Consider the following 16,472-nt stretch of genomic DNA (forward strand, 5'->3'; position numbering starts at 1 on the left):
TCAGGTGAGTTTCTCGGACAGAACAGCGGTGATCTTCGTGAGCGCCGACCGCTGGTCGAGCATGTCGGAATGGGCGCAGTCGACGGGGTGTATCTCGATGTGCCCTTCGGTGTACGGCTCCCACGCTTCGGGGCGCAGGTCGCTGGCCTGGTCCTCGGTGGCCTGGAAGAACACCGGGTCGCCGTGGAAGACGGCAGGGCGGAATTCCCTGCTCGCCCGGACGCCCCGGCCGATGATCCGGCCGATGGCCAGCAGGCGTTCCGTACCCAGTGCGGCATAGGTGGTCGGGTCGTCCGCCAGCAGTTGGGCCAGTTCTTCCGGAGTGGGGGCCGCGCCACCGAATTCGGCGGGGTCGATTCCGAGGAATTCCAGCAGGGCCGTCTGCTCCTCCTCCTGGTCGGTGGTGGGCGGGGCCGCCCCCGGCACCGGCGGGTAGCTGTCCAGCAGGGCCAGCAGCGCGACCTCCTCCCCTTCCTCCTGGAGCCGGGTGGCCATGGCGTGCGCGACCAGCCCGCCGAAGGACCAGCCGAGCAGGTGGTACGGGCCGGTGGGCTGTACGCCGCGCAGCCGCGTCACGTACGCGCGGGCCATCTCCTCGATCGTGTCCGGCAGGCCGGCGTCCCCGTCCATGCCGTCGGCTTGGAGCGCGTAGACGGGCCGGTCCGGGTCGAGGCCGCGCAGCAGACCGAAGTAGTCCCAGCCCAGGCCGCCCACGGGGTGCACGCAGAACAGCGGGGCGCGGTCGCCGCCGGTCCGCAGGGGCAGCAGCGGCTCGAACCCGCCGGGTCCGCCGTCCAGGCCGGATTCCGCGAGCCCGGCCACGGTCGGGTGCTCGAAGAGGCTGCGCAGCGGGAGCCGTACGCCGAGCGTCCGTTCGACGCCGTTGACCACCTGGAGCACCAGCAGCGAGTGGCCGCCCAGCTCGAAGAAGTTGTCGTCGACGGTCACGGTGTCGACGCCGAGCGCTTCCGCGAAGACCTCGCACAGGGCGCGTTCGACGGGGGTGCGCGGGGCCCGGCCGCCCGAGGAGGCGTAGGCCGGTGCGGGCAGGGCCTTCACGTCCACCTTGCCGCGGGAGGTGACCGGCAGCGCGGGCAGCGTGACGAAGGCCGCGGGGACCATGTAGTCGGGCAGCCGCTCGGCGGCGAGTTCCCGCAGAGCGGCGCTTTCGGCGGCGCCCACGAGGTAGGCGACGATGCGCCGGTCCCCCGGCACGTCCTCGCGGACCGTCACCTTGACCTGCTCCACCGAGGGATGCCCGGCGAGCACGGTCTCGATCTCGCCCGGCTCGATGCGGAAGCCGCGCACCTTCACCTGGTCGTCGGCCCGCCCGACGAACTCCAGCTCGCCCCGGGCGTTCCACCGCACCACGTCGCCGGTGTTGTACATCCGCGACCCGGGCGGGCCGTACGGGTCGGCGACGAAGCGCTGGGCGGTGAGCCCGGGGCGGTTCCCGTATCCCCGGGCCAGCCCGGCGCCCGCGACGTGGAGCACTCCGGGCACACCCGGCGGGACCAGCCGCAGGGACGGGTCGAGGACGTACAGGCGGGTGTTCACGACCGGTCCGCCGATGGGGACCGTGTCGCGGGGGCCCGGCGCGCAGACCGCGATGCTGGCGTCCACGGTGGTCTCGGTCGGACCGTAGGAGTTGATCACGCGGTGGTGTGCGGCCCAGCGCGCCACCAGGCCGGGCCCGGACGCCTCACCGGCGACGATCACCGTACGGCCGGACGGCAGCCGTGCCGGGTCCAGCCGGGCGAGCACCGCGGGCGGGATCGTCGCGTGGGTGACGTTCTGCTCGGTGAGCAGGCGGACCAGCGGCTCCCCCGGGCCGCGCTCGTCGTCGGCCGCGACCACCAGGGCCGCGCCGGTGAGCAGGCCCATGGTGATCTCCCACACCGAGGTGTCGAAGGAGACCGCCGCGAACTGGAGCACCCGGCTGCCCGCGCCGGCCTCCAGCCACCGGCGGTGGGTGGCCACCAGCGAGGCGATGCCCGCGTGGGACACCACCACGCCCTTGGGACGGCCGGTCGAACCCGAGGTGTAGATCGTGTAGGCCGCGTGCGACGGCAGCAGTGCGCCGCTCCGCTCGGCGTCGCCGATGTCGTGCGACGGCTGCTCCGCCAGGTCCGGTTCCTGCTCGTCGAGGAGTACGACGGGGATCGAGCGGCCTGCCGTGTCCAGCACCCCGCTGACCTCGGCGAGGCTGACGGCGAGCCGTGGCGCGGTGTCCCGCAGGATGAAGTCGATCCGCTCCTGCGGGTAGGTGAGGTCCAGCGGGAGGTAGGCCGCGCCGGTCTTCAGCACCGCCAGCAGGGCCACGAACAGGTCGGTGCCGCGCGGCAGCGCCAGGGCGACGAACTGCTCCGGGCCGGCTCCCCGTGCGATCAGCAGCCGGGCCAGGCGGTTGGCGCGGGCGTTCAGCTCGCCGTACGACAGCGTGTCGCGGCCCCTGCCGTCGCGGGCCGGTGCGACGAGCGCCGGGGCGTCCGGGTCCGCTGCCACCACGCTCTCGAACAGCGCCGGGAACGTCGTGGGTACGGCGCCGGGATCGGCGTGCTGCCCCTGGTCGAGCAGGCGTGCCGTCTCCGGACCGGACAGCAGGTCGATCTCGCCGACCGGCCGCGCCGGGTCCGCGGTCACCGCGGTGAGCACGCGGGTCAGCCGGTCGGCCAGCGACCGGGCCGTGGACTCCTCGAAGAGGTCGGTGGCGTATTCGAGTTCGCCGTCGATGCCGGACGGCTCGCCGCCGGGTGCGTAGCTCTCCGCGAGGTTGAAGGTGAGGTCGAACTTGGCCGCGGTGTTGTCCACGGAGTACGGCTCGGCCTCGATGCCCGGCCAGTCGGCCGCCGGGTGCGCGGGGCCGCCGTTCTCCATGGCCAGCATGACCTGGAAGAGCGGGTGGCGCGCCATGGACCGGGCCGGTTGCAGCACTTCCACCAGCCGCTCGAAGGGCACGTCCTGGTGGGCGTAGGCGGCGAGGCCGGTTTCCCGTACGCGGTGCAGCAGCTCGGCGAAGGACGGGTTGCCGGTCAGGTCGGTGCGCAGGACCAGGGTGTTGACGAAGAACCCGACGAGGTCGTCCAGGGCCTGGTCGGTGCGGCCCGCGACGGGGCTGCCGATCGGCACGTCCTCCCCCGCGCCCAGCCGCGACAGCACCGTGGCCAGCGCCGCCTGGACGACCATGAACACGGTCGCGTCGTGCGCCCGCGCCAGCTCGGCCAGCCTGCCGTGCAGCGCGGCGTCGAGGTGTACGGCGACGCTGCCGCCCCGGTGGCTGCTGACCGCCGGGCGCGGCCGGTCGAAGGGCAGGTCCAGCTCTTCGGGCAGGTCGGCCAGAGCGCGCCGCCAGTAGGCGACCTGCTCGCTGATCGGACTGTCCGGGTCCTGTTCGTCGCCGAGCACCCGCCGCTGCCACAGCGTGTAGTCCGCGTACTGCACCGGGAGCGGCGCCAACGACGGCTCCGTACCGGCGGCCCGTGCCGCGTAGGCGGCTTGCAGGTCGGCGGCCAGCGGCGCCAGGGACTGGCCGTCACCGGCGATGTGGTGCAGGACCAGGGCGAGGACCGCTTCGTCGTCGGCCACCGGGAACAGCGCGGCGCGCAGCGGTATCTCGGCGGTCAGGTCGAAGGCGTGGTCCACGAACCGGTCAACGGCCGCGGGCAGTTCCTCCTCCGTGGTACGGACGGCCTGCCAGCCGGGCACGTCGTCCACGGCACGGACGACCTGCTGGGGAGCCCCGTCCACCTCGGGGAAGACCGTACGCAGGCTCTCGTGCCGGTCCAGTACGTCCACCAGGGCCGCGCGCAGGGCCGCCGGGTCGAGGCTGCCGCGCAGGCGCACCACGAGCGGCAGGTTGTAGGTGGCGTTCGGGCCTTCGAGGCGGTTGAGGAACCAGAGCCTGCGCTGCGCGAAGGACAGCGGCACGCGCTCCGGCCGCGGCACCGGGGCCAGGGCCTCCCGTACCGTCCCGGCCGGGTCCAGGCGCTCCGCGAGCCCCGCCACGGTCGGCGCCTCGAACAGCGCCCGTATCGGCAGTTCCGCGTCCAGCAGGGTACGGACCCGGCCGATGAGCCGGGTGGCCAGCAGCGAGTGGCCGCCGAGGTGGAAGAAACTGTCGTCGATGCCGACCTCGGGCACGCCCAGCACCTCGGCGAACGCCTGGCACAGGACGCGTTCGGTGGCGGTGCGGGGGCCGCGCCGGGCCGCCCGCGGCGCCCCGGTGCGGCCGGGCGCGGGCAGCGCCTTGTGGTCCAGCTTCCCGTTCACGGTCAGCGGCAGCCGCTCCAGCGCCACGAACGCCGAGGGCACCATGTACTCCGGCAGCCGTGCGGCGGCGAACTCCCGCAGGGCGTCGTGGTGAGCACCGTCTTCGGCGGACACCACGTAGGCCACCAGGCGGTGGTCCCCAGGGGTGTCCTCGCGCGCGACGACCGCGGCCTGCGCGACGGCCGGGTGCGCCTCCAAGGTGGCCTCGATCTCGCCCAGTTCGATACGGAACCCGCGGATCTTCACCTGGGTGTCGGCCCGGCCCAGGTACTCCAGCTCCCCGGCCTCGTTCCACCGCACCACGTCGCCCGTGCGGTACATCCGGGTGCCGGGCGCGCCGAACGGGTCGGCGACGAAGCGCTGCGCGGTCAGGCCGGGGCGTCCGAGGTAGCCGCGGGCCAGGCCCGCGCCGGCGACGTACAGTTCGCCGGCGGCTCCCGGGGCGGCGGGGCGCAGTCCGGCGTCCAGCACGTAGGTACGCAGGTCCGGGATGGCCTCGCCGATGAGGCTGCCGGTCGCCCCCTGCGCCGTCTCGCGGTCGAGCGGCAGGTGGGTGACGTGGACGGTGGTCTCGGTGATGCCGTACATGTTCACCAGGCGGGGCGCGTCGTCGGCGTGCCGGGCGTACCAGCCCGCCAGGCGGCGCAGTTCCAGCGCCTCGCCGCCGAAGACGACGTAGCGCAGGGCGAGCGGTACGTCCGTCTCCTCGTCGGCCTGCATGAGCTGGTAGAAGGCCGACGGGGTCTGGTTGAGGACGGTGACCCGTTCGCGGGAGAGCAGCCGCAGGAAGTCCCGCGGCGAACGGCTCACCTCGTGCGGTACGACCACCAGGCGGCCGCCGCTCAGCAGCGGCCCCCACAGCTCCCACACCGAGAAGTCGAAGGCGTAGGAGTGGAACAGCGTCCAGGCGTCGCCGGCGCCGACGTCGAACCAGTGCCGGGTCGCCGAGAAGAGCCGTACGACGTTGGCGTGCGGTACGACCACGCCCTTGGGCCGCCCGGTCGAGCCCGATGTGTAGATCACGTACGCCGGGTTCCCGGGCCGCGGCCGTGCGGCCGGTGCCCTCTCGGCCTCGTCGTCCCAGGCCCGCAGCGCGTCGAGCGTCAGCCTGCTGCCGGGCGCGCCGTCCAGGTCCTGTGCCGTCTCGGTGATCACGACCACCGGTGCGGTGTCGGCGAGCATGTACGCGATGCGGTCCGCTGGGTAGCCGGGGTCCACCGGTACGTACGCGGCACCGGACTTGAGCACCGCGAGCAGGGCGGCGACGAGGTCCGCCGAGCGCGGCAGCGCCACCGCGACGAACGTCTCGGGTCCGGCGCCGTGGGCGGTCAGCGCCCGCGCCCAGCGCTCCGCGCGGGCGTCCAGTTCCGCGTAGGTCAGGCGCTCGTCCTCATGGACGACCGCGACCGCGTCCGGCACGGCCCGTGCGCGGGCCGCGAACAGTTCGGGCAGCGTGGTGTCCGGGGCCCGGTGCGCCACCGGCTCCGGGATCAGCCGCCGCAGCTCCGCGCCGGAGAGGACGCCGATGCGGCCCACCGGGGCGTCCGGCTCGGCCGTGAACGCCTCCAGTACGCGCAGCAGCCGCCCGAAGAGCCGGTCGATCCACGCCTCCTCGAAGAGGTGCGGCTGATAGTCGGCGCGGAACTCCAGCCGCTCGCCGGGGAGGGCGGCGACGCTGATCGGGTAGTGCGCGGCGTCCGAGCCGTGCGCGTCGGCCAGTTCCACGTCGCCGACCGCGGCTTCCAGCGCCTCGTGGTCGATCGGGAAGTTCTCGTAGACCAGCAGCGTGTCGAAGAGGTCGCCGGTGCCGGCGAGCGACTGGAGGTCGGCGAGGCCCAGGTAGGCGTGGTCGAGCAGGTCGGACTGCTGGTGCTGGATGCGGGCCAGCAGTTCGGCGACGGACTCGGTGACGTCCAGCGTGATCCGGACCGGCAGGGTGTTGATGAACAGCCCGACCATGTCCTCGATGCCCGGGATCTCCGCGGGGCGCCCGGAGACCGTGGTGCCGAAGACCGCGTCGTCGCGGCCGGTCATCCGGCTGAGTACGAGCGCCCACGCGCCCTGGAGCACGGTGTTGACCGTCAGCCCGAGCCGCCGGGCCAGCGCGTCCAGGTCCCGCGTCAGCTCGGCGGAGGCGCTGACCGCGTACTGCGCGGGCTGCGCCGGTGGCGCCTGCTCCGCGGTCGGGGGCGCGAGCAGGCACGGCTCGGCGCCGGACAGCACCTCGCGCCAGACCCGCTCGGAGGCCGTACGGTCGCGCTGCGCCAGCCAGGCGAGGTAGTCGGCGAAGGGGCGGACGGGCGGCAGGGCGGAGGCGTCGCCGCGCTTGCCGTACAGCTCGAAGAGTTCGCCGGTGATCAGCGGCACCGACCAGCCGTCGAGCAGGATGTGGTGGCTCGTCCACACCAGGCGGTAGCGGTCGCCGCCGAGACGGATCAGGGTGAAGCGCATCAGCGGGGGCGCGGCGAGGTCGAAGCGGCGTACCCGGTCGTCCTCGACGAACCGGTCCGCTTCCGCCTCCGAGAGCGTCGTCTCCCGCCACGGAGAAGCCACGGTCCCGGCGATGAACTGCACCGGCTGGTCGAAGCCGTGCTGCCGGAAACCGGCGCGCAGTACGGAGTGGCGGGCGACCAGCGCCTCCACCGCTGCCCGCAGGGCCGGTACGTCGACCTGCCCGCGCAGCTCGAAGATCTGCTGGGTGTTGTAGACGTCCACGCCGTCGGTGTCGTACTGGGCGTGGAAGAACAGGCCCTGCTGGAGCGGCGAGAGGGGCAGCACGTCCGTGACGGACGGGTGGTCGGACCGCAGCTCGTCCAGCTGCCGCTGGGTGACGGTGACGAGCGGCGCGTCGGACGGGGTCAGGCCGCCGCTGCCGGGCCGCGCGGCGTGGTCCACCAGCGCCTTGAGCGCGTCGAGCCACGCCTCGGCCAGCTCCCGGACGTCCGCTTCGGACAGGACGCGGGTGGCCCAGCCCCAGTTCGCGACGAGATACGGGCCGTCCGGCCGGTCCTCGGTCACCGCGTTGACGTCCACGATGTGCGGCAGGGCCATGTCCGGCTCCGCGCCGCCGGCCAGGCCGGTGGCTTCGGGAGCGGCCTCCCAGTAGGAGGGCCCGTCCGACGGGTCCGCCCCCGAGGCCGCGAACCGGCCCAGGTAGTTGAACCCGATCTGGGGCTGCGGCAGCCGCGCCAGGGCGTCGGCCGTCCCGGCGTCGAGGTAGCGCAGCAGCCCGTAGCCGATGCCCCGGTCGGGGACGGCCCGCAGCTGTTCCTTGATCTGCTTCAGGGCGGCCCCGGCGGCGTCTCCGCCTTCCAGCGCGTCGGACCGGTCGATGCCGTCCAGGTCCAGCCGTACCGGATACAGGCTGGTGAACCAGCCGACCGTACGCGACAGATCGGCGCCGTCGACCAACTCCTCTTCACGGCCGTGGCCTTCGAGATCGACCACCACCGCGGGGGTGTCGGGCAGGCCACGGCGGCGGCGCCAGGTCAGCACCGCCAGCGCAAGGCCGGTGAGCAGCACATCGTCCACACTGGCGCGGAAGGCCGCGGGCACCGAGGTGAGCAGCGGGCCGGTCCACTCGGCGGGCAGGGTCACGGCGAGTTCGTCGCCCGTGGCAACGGTGTCCCGCGCCGGGTCGAGCGCGCGGGAGGTGAGGGCGGACGCGGGCCCGTCGAGCGTCCGCTCCCAGAAGTCCCGCTGCCCGGGGTCCGCAGCGCGCTTGGTCAGCTCCCGGGCCCAGGTGCGGAACGAGGTGGGTACGGGATCCAGCACGCAGTCGCCGTCCGACGCGCTCTGCTCCCAGGCGGAGGCCAGGTCGGGCAGCAGGATGCGCCAGGACACACCGTCCACGGCGAGGTGGTGGACCACCAGGAGGAGCCGCCCTGTGGCCTGCGGACCGGCGTCGAACCAGACCAGGCGGACGATGCGGCCCTCTTCGAGGGACAGGTTCCGCTGTGCCGCGGCGGCCGCGTCCTCCAGGGCGTCCAGGAGCCCGTCGGCGTCGGCCGCGGAGACATCCACCCGCTCGACGCATGCGCCCGCGGGCACCGTGCCCCGCGGCGCGATCTCCCAGCTGTCCCCGCGCAGCCGGGACCGGAGCACGTCGTGGTGATCAAGTACGGCCTGGAGCGCGGCGGTCAGCCGGTCGAGCCCCAGCCCGGCCGGGACCTCGACCAGCATCGACTGGTGGAACCCGGCGTAGTGCCCGGCCTCCTGGATCATGGAGGCCACGATCGGGGTCAGCGGCACCGGGCCGGTACCGGCGTCCCGGTCCTCCGCCACGCCCAGCGGACGGTCGCCGGCGATCTGTGCCAGAGCGCGCGGCGTCCGGTGCCGGAAGACATCCCGGGGGCTGAGCACGAGCCCGGCCTTGCGGGCACGGCCGACGAGCTGGATGGAGACGATGCTGTCGCCGCCCAGGTCGAAGAAGCTGTCGTCGATGCCCACCTCGGGCACCCCCAGCACCTCCGCGAACACCTCGCACAGCGCCCGCTCCGTCGCATCGCGCGGGCCGGTCAGCGGCCGGTCGCCGGTGGTGTTGTGGGCGGGCGCGGGCAGCGCCTTGCGGTCGATCTTGCCGTTGGCGGTCAGCGGCAGCTCGTCCAGCGATACGACCACGGCCGGAACCATGTAGTCGGGCAGCCGCCCGCCGAGGAACGACCGCACCTCGTGCCCGTCCGCCGTACCAACGACATAGCCGACCAGCTGGGTGACGCCCGGCCGGTCCTCCCGTACGGCCACGGTGGCCCGGCTGACACCAGGGTGCGCCGCGAGCGCCGCTTCGACCTCGCCGAGCTCGACGCGGAAGCCGCGGATCTTGACCTGGTCGTCGGCGCGGCCCACGAACTCCAGCTGACCGTGGGCGTTCCAACGCACCACGTCACCCGTGCGGTACATGCGGGAGCCCGCCGTACCGTACGGGTCGGCCACAAACCGCTCCGCCGTCAGGCCCGCACGCCCCAGGTAGCCACGCGCCAGCCCCTCACCCGATACGTACAGCTCACCCGGCACGCCCACCGGGACCAGACGCAACCGCCCGTCCAGCACATACACCCGGGCATTGCCCACCGGCCGCCCGATTGCAGGCCAAGACGCATCCGCCAACCCGGTGGACGTGACATCCACCGTCGCTTCCGTCGGCCCGTAGAAGTTGTGGACCGACACGCCCTCCAGCGCGGCCAGCCGCTCCCACAGCGCCGCACCCAGCGCCTCACCGCCAACTACCAGGGCCTTCGGCCGGTGCCCCGGCCCCGTGAACAGGCCGGAGTCCAACAGGTGCTGCGCGAACGTCGGCGTCACGTCCAGCAGATCCAGCTGCTCGGCCACCGCGTACGCACGCAGCAGCTCCGGGTCCCGGCGCGTGGTCTCGTCGATGAAGTGCAGCTCGTGACCGGCCCACATCCACAGCAGCTCGTCCCACGCGGTGTCGAACGACAGCGACGCCGTCAGCGCCACCCGGTAACGCCGCCCGTTCGACAGCGGCGCGAAGAATTCCGTCTGATGGGCACGGAGCAGGTTCACCACACTCCGGTGCTCCACCACCACGCCCTTGGGACGGCCCGTCGAACCCGACGTATAGATCACATACGCCGGGCTGGACGGCGACACCGGCGCCACCCGGTCGGTCTGTGCCAGGTCCGTGGCGGGGAGCGCGGCGAGCGCCCGTACGGTCTCGGGGTCGTCCAGCGGCAGTCGGTCCGTCCCGGGCGGCAGTTCCGCCGACGCCGTTCCGTGCGTGGTCAAGGTCAGTACGGGGCGGGAGTCGGCCAGCATGAACGCGATGCGGTCCGCCGGGTACTCCATGTCGACGGGGACGTAGGCGGCGCCGGACTTCAGCACCGCCAGCAGGCCGACGACGGCCTCGCCGGTCCTCGGGAGCGCCGAGGCCACCGAGGTCTCCGGTCCGGCGCCCCGCGCGACCAGCAGGTGCGCGAGCCGGTTGGCCCGGGCGTTGAGGTCGGCGAAGGTGAACCGGCCGTCGGCGCACACCAGCGCCGTAGCCCCGGGAGTGGCCGCGGCCTGCGCCTCGAACAGCTCGGCCAGGGTTGCCGGGGTGGCCGGGACCTCGGTGCCGTGCCCGGTCTCCAGCAGGGCGGTCCGGGCGTCCGCCGAGTGGATCTCGATGTCGCCGACCGCGCCCCGGGGGTTGTCGGCCATGGCGTCCAGGACCCGCAGGAGGCTGCCGAGGAGCTGGTCCACGCGCTCGGCGTCGAAGACGTCGGGCCGGTAGTCGGCGCGCAGCTCCAGTTCGGTGCCGGGGATCGCGGCGAGGCTGACGGGGTAGTGCGCCGCGTCCTCGCCCTCGACGCCGCGGATCGACAGTCCGCCGGTCTGCTCGTCGAGGGCCGTGCCGTCCACGGGGTAGTTCTCGAAGACCAGCAGGGTGTCGAAGAGCGCGCCGGTTCCGGCCAGGGACTGGAGGCGGTTGAGGCCGAGGTACTGGTGCGGCATCAGCTCGGTCTGCTGGTGCTGGAGGCGGGACAGCAGTGTGGCGACCGGCTGGTCCGGGTCCGTGGTGACGCGGACCGGCAGGGTGTTGATGAACAGGCCCACCATGGTCTCGACGCCGGGCACCTCGGGCGGGCGTCCGGAGACGGTGCTGCCGAACACCACGTCGTCGCGGCCGGTCAGCCTGCTCAGCAGTACCGCCCAGGCCCCCTGTACGACGGTGTTCAGGGTCAGGCCGTGCCGGCGTGCGAAGGCGGTCAGCGCCTCGGTCCGCTCCGCCGTCGCCCGTACCGAGCGCTGCGCGGGCAGTACCGGTGTGTGCTGGTTGTCGTCCGGTACGAGGAGGCAGGGCTCGACTCCTGCGAGCGCCTGCTGCCAGGCGCCCTCGGCGGCCTGCCGGTCCTGGCCCGCGAGCCAGGCGAGGTAGTCCCGGTAGGGGCGGACCTTGGGCAGGGCGGCGGCGTCGCCGCCCGACGTGTACAGCTCGAACAGCTCGCCCACCAGGAGCGGGGTCGACCAGCCGTCCAGCAGGATGTGGTGGCTGGTGAACAGCACCTTGGCCCGGCCGCCCGGCAGTGTGAGCACGGTGAAGCGCACCAGCGGCGGTGCGCCGAGGTCGAAGCGGCGCAGCCGGTCGGCCTCGACCGCCGCCTGGGCCTGGGCTTCGGCTTCCTCGGTGGGGAGGTGGGTGAGGTCGATCTGTTCCCACGGGAGATCGACGCGTGCGGGGATGAGCTGGAGCGGGCGGTCCAGGCCGTCGTGCCGGAAGGCGGCGCGCAGGTTGGCGTGCCGGTCCAGCAGGAGGTGTGCGGCGGTGCGCAGCGCGTCGGCGTCGAAGTCGCCTTCGAGGTCGAAGACGAGCTGCGTGTTGTAGAGGTCGGGGCCCTGCTCCTCGAATACCGCGTGGAAGAGCAGGCCCTGCTGGAGGGGCGCGAGCGGCAGGACGTCGGACAGCTCGCCGCGGACGGTCGCGGCCAGCGCGTCCAGCTCCGGCTGGTCGAGTCCGGCCAGGGGTACGTCGGACGGGGTGAGCCCGCCGGCGCCCGGCCGCGCGGCGTGCGCCGCCAGCGCCTTGAGCGCGTCGAACCACGCCTCGCCGAGTGCTTTGACGTCCGCCTCGGACAGCACGGCACCGGCCCAGCCCACGGTGGCGACCAGTTGCGGGCCGTCCGCGCGGTCCTCGGTGTGGGCGTTGACCTCGATCAGGTGCGGCAGCGGCATGTCGTCGTTGGTGCCGCCGCCGATGCCGGTGGCCTCGGGCGCGGACACCCAGTGCGCGTCCCCGGCGGTGTCCTGCGGGCCGCTCGCCGCGAACCGGCCCAGGTAGTTGAAGCCGATCTGCGGTACGGCCCCGCCCGCCAGCTGTTCGGCCGTCCGCGGGTCGAGGTGGCGCAGCAGGCCGTAGCCGATGCCGTTGTCCGGTACGGACCGCAGCTGTTCCTTGATCCGCTTGAGGGCTGCCCCCGCCGCCGGGCCGCCCGCGGCGGCGTCGGCCGGGTCGATGCCGTCCAGGTCCAGGCGGACCGGGTACAGGCTGGTGAACCAGCCGACCGTACGGGACAGGTCCGCGCCGGGCACGGCCTGCTCCTCGCGGCCGTGGCCCTCCAGGTCCACCAGGACGGCGCGTCCGGCGTTCTCCTTGCCCTGCCGGTCGCGCCAGTTCGCGACGGCGATCGCCAGGCCCGTGAGCAGCACGTCGTTGATCCCGGCCCGGAACGCGGCGGGCACCTGGGTCAGCAGCGGCGCGGTCCACCGGGCGGGGAGGCTGAGCGTCAGCTCGGCCGCGGTGGTGACGGTGTCGAGGGCCGGGTCGAGCGCGCGGGCGCCGAGGAGCGGTTCGGGCTCGGCCACCATGGCGCGCCACAGTCCGAGTTCGCCGGTCCGTTCCCGTGCCGCCGTCTCCAGGGCGCGCGCCCAGGTGCGGAACGACGTGCCGACCGGGTCGAGTTCGATCTCCCCTCCCCCGGCGGCCTGCTCCCACGCGCTGCGCAGGTCGGGCAGCAGGATGCGCCAGGACACGCCGTCCACGACCAGGTGGTGGATGGCCAGGAGCAGGCGTCCGGAGGCGTGCGGCCCGGCGTCGAACCACACGGCCCGTACGAGGTCGCCGGTCTTCGGGTCCAGCGACCGCTGCGCCGCCTCGGCCTCATCGGCCAGGGCCGCCATCAGCGCGTCGGCGTCCGCCCCGGCCACGTCCACACGCCGTACGGCAGCCCGCACGGCGCCGCGCGGCGCGATCTCCCACGTACCGCCGTCGAGCCGGGAGCGCAGCACGTCGTGGTGGTCCAGCACCGCCTGGAGCGCGGCGGTCAGTCGGTCGGCCCCCGCGTCGGCGGGGACCTCGACCAGCATCGACTGGTGGAACTGGCCCCAGGGCCCGGCCTCGTCGGTCGCGGCCACGATCGGGGTCACCGGCACCGGCCCGATGCCCGCCCCGGCCTCCTCCACCACCACCGCGTCCCGCGCGGTGTCCGCGACCGCGGCGAGCGCCTCGACCGTCCGGTGGGTGAAGACCTCGCGCGGGCTGAGCACGAGCCCGGCCTTGCGGGCGCGGCTGACGAGCTGGATGGAAACGATGCTGTCGCCGCCCAGGTCGAAGAAGCTGTCGTCCAGGCCCACTTCGGGTACGCCCAGCACCTCGGCGAAGAGCCCGGCCAGCAGCCGTTCGGTCTCCGTGCGCGGCGCGCGGCCGGAGCGGGCGGCCGATCCGGCGTAGTCCGGCGCGGGCCGGTCCGCGAGCAGCGCCTTGCGGTCGATCTTGCCGTTGGCGGTCAGCGGCAGCTCGTCCAGTGGGACGACCGCGGCCGGGACCATGTAGTCGGGCAGCCGGTCGGCGAGCGCCTGCCGCAGTCGCGGCCCCTCCGCGTCCCCGACCACGTAACCGACCAGCCGGGTGACATCGCCGTCGGTACGCACCACGACCGCGGCCCGCTCCACGCCCGGCAGGGCGGTCAGGGCCGACTCGACTTCACCGAGTTCGACGCGGAAGCCACGGATCTTGACCTGGTCGTCGGCGCGGCCCACGAACTCCAGCTGACCGTGGGCGTTCCAGCGCACCACGTCACCCGTGCGGTACATCCGGGCGCCCGCCGTACCGTACGGGTCGGCGACAAACCGCTCCGCCGTCAGGCCCGCACGCCCCAGGTAGCCACGCGCCAGGCCCTCACCCGATACATACAGCTCACCCGGCACACCCACCGGGACCAGACGCAACCGCCCGTCCAGCACATACACCCGGGCATTGCCCACCGGCCGCCCAATGGCAGGCCAAGACGCATCCGCCAACCCAGTGGACGTGACATCCACCGTCGCTTCCGTCGGCCCGTAGAAGTTGTGAACCGACACACCCTCCAGCGCGGCCAGCCGCTCCCACAGCGCCGCACCCAGCGCCTCACCACCGACCACCAGCACACTCGGCCGGTGCCCCGACCCCGTGAACAGCCCGGAGTCCAACAGGTGCTGCGCGAACGTCGGCGTCACGTCCAGCAGGTCGAGGGACTTGTCGAGGGCGTAGTCGCGGAGTGTGTCGGGGTCGCGCCGGGTGCGGTCGTCGATGAAGTGCAGCTCGTGGCCGGCCCACATCCACAGCAGCTCGTCCCACGCGGTGTCGAAGGACAGCGACGCCGTCAGCGCGATCCGGAAGCGGCGCCCGCCCGACACCGGCCCGTAGAACTCGGCCTGATGGGCACGGAGCAGATTCACCACACTCCGGTGCTCCACCACCACGCCCTTGGGACGGCCCGTCGAACCCGACGTATAGATCACGTAGGCCGGGCTGGACGGCGAGACCCGCGCCCTGTCCTCACGCCGTGCCACGTCCGTGGCGGCCGGCGTCCGCACGGTCTCCGCGTCGTCCAGGACGAGTTCGGCGACGCCGGTGCCGGACACGGCCGAGCGGGTGGCGGTCGTGGTCAGGGTGAGCACCGGGGCCGCGTCGGTGAGCATGTAGCCGATGCGCTCGGCCGGGTACTCGGTGTCCACGGGCACGAACGCGGCGCCGGACTTGAGCACCGCCAGCATCGCCACCAGGGCCGAGGAGTCGCGCGGCAGCACGAGGGCGACGCGGGATTCCGGCCGTACGCCGCGTGCGGTCAACAGGGCGGCCAACCGGTCGGCTCGGGCGTCGAGTTCGGCGAAGGTCAGCTCGCCGTCGGCTGACACCAGCGCGGTGGCGTCCGGCGTGGCCGCGGCCTGCTCCTCGAACAGCTCGGCCAGGGTTGCCGGGGCGGCCGGGACCTCGGCGCCCCGCCCCAGGGCCAGCAGCCGGGCCCGCTCCGGGGCGGGGAGCACGTCCACCCGGCCCACGTACGCGTCCGGGTCCTCGGTGATCGCCACGACCGCCCGTACGAGGCGGTCCAGCACCTCCTGTGCCTGCTCCAGCCGGAAGAGGTCGGGGCGGTAGTCGAAGCGGATCTCCAGATCGTGGCCGGGGACGACCGAGACGCTCAGCGGGTAGTTGGTCGCGTCGTCCGCGGCGACGGCGGAGACCCGCGGGCCGTCCTCCGTGTCGTCGAAGGCGTCCTCGTCGATCGGGTAGTTCTCGAACACCATGAGGGTGTCGAAGAGTTCGCCGCCCGCGAGGGACTGGAGCTGGTTGAGGCCCAGGTACTGGTGGGCGAGCAGCCGGGTCTGCTCCTCCTGGAGGCGCGTGACGAGCCGGCCCAGCGTCTCGGCCGGGTCCAGGCGCAGCCGGACCGGCAGGGTGTTGATGAACATGCCGACGATGTCCTCGACGCCGTCCAGCTCCGGCGGGCGGCCCGACACCGTGGCACCGAAGACCACGTCGTCGCGGCCGGTGAGGGAGCCGAGCACCAGCGCCCAGGCCGCCTGCACCACCGTGTTGACGGTGACGCCCAGCCCGCGGGCCCGCTCGCCGAGCGCCTTGGTCTCCGCGGCGCTCAGTACGGTCACGCACTTGCCCGGCACCACCGACTCGCGCAGCGCGCCGGCGGGCGCCACCATGCAGGGTTCCGCGCCCGACAGGGCGTGCCGCCAGGCCGCCTCGGCCTCCGTGCGGTCCTGCGTGGCGAGCCAGGAGAGGTAGTCCTTGTACGGGCGGACGGCGGGCAGTCCGGACGCGTCGCCGTCGCGTGCGTAGATCTCGAAGACCTCGCCGAAGACCAGCGGCATCGACCAGCCGTCGAGCAGGATGTGGTGGTGGGTGAAGACCAGCCGGTGCAGCCCGTCCGCGAGCTTGAGGAGCGTGAAGCGCAGCAGCGGCGGCCGGGTCATGTCGAACCGGCGCGTGCGGTCCGCCTCGGCCAGCCGCGCGGCCTCGGCCTCCGCCTGTGCCGCCGGGCGGCCCGAGAGGTCGGCCTCGTGCCACGGCACCTGGACGGCGCGGGCGATGAGCTGTACGGATTCGCCGTTCTTGCGCTGGCGGAAGGCGGCGCGCAGCGCCGGGTGGCGCCGTACGACGGCCTCGACCGACCTGCGGAGCCGCCCGGCGTCCAGTTCGCCGTGGAAGTCGAGCGTCAGCTGGACCGCGTACAGGTCCGCTTCCCGCTCGTCGTACAGGGCGTGGAAGAGCAGCCCTTCTTGCAGGGGTGACAGCGGAAGGAGGTCCTCGATCTTCGACTGCTGCTTCACTCCGCGGTCCCCCAGTCGTCTTCCATGTCGCTTTCGAACTCATCGATGTCGTCCTGGTCCACCTCGACGAGCGAGACGTCGGACGGGGTGAGGCCGCCCGCGTCGGGGCGCTCGGCGTGGCCGAGGAGGGCGCGCAGGGCCGCGAGCCAGCCGTCGGCGAGCCG

Annotated in this window: 2 protein-coding genes (1 of these 2 only partly in view); both read right to left on the minus strand. The window is 73.5% G+C overall.

Translation table 11 applies throughout. The annotated features are described in order from the left end of the window. Nucleotides 1–16,308 (minus strand): amino acid adenylation domain-containing protein, encoded by a 16,308-nt coding sequence (locus ADK86_RS29515; protein ID WP_053699365.1) that lies wholly within the window; start codon nucleotides 16,306–16,308, stop codon nucleotides 1–3. Further along, on the minus strand, nucleotides 16,305–16,472 hold the 3' end of the coding sequence (locus ADK86_RS29520; RefSeq protein WP_078952346.1) for a non-ribosomal peptide synthase/polyketide synthase. 24,861 nt of this gene lie beyond the right edge of the window; the window shows 168 of its 25,029 coding nt (coding positions 24,862–25,029); the start codon falls outside the window, past its right edge; its stop codon occupies nucleotides 16,305–16,307. Before ADK86_RS29520 ends, ADK86_RS29515 begins: the two co-directional genes overlap by 4 nt.

This window comes from Streptomyces sp. NRRL F-5755 (assembly GCF_001279365.1).
In the GTDB taxonomy this organism is placed as follows: Bacteria; Actinomycetota; Actinomycetes; order Streptomycetales; family Streptomycetaceae; genus Streptomyces; species Streptomyces rimosus.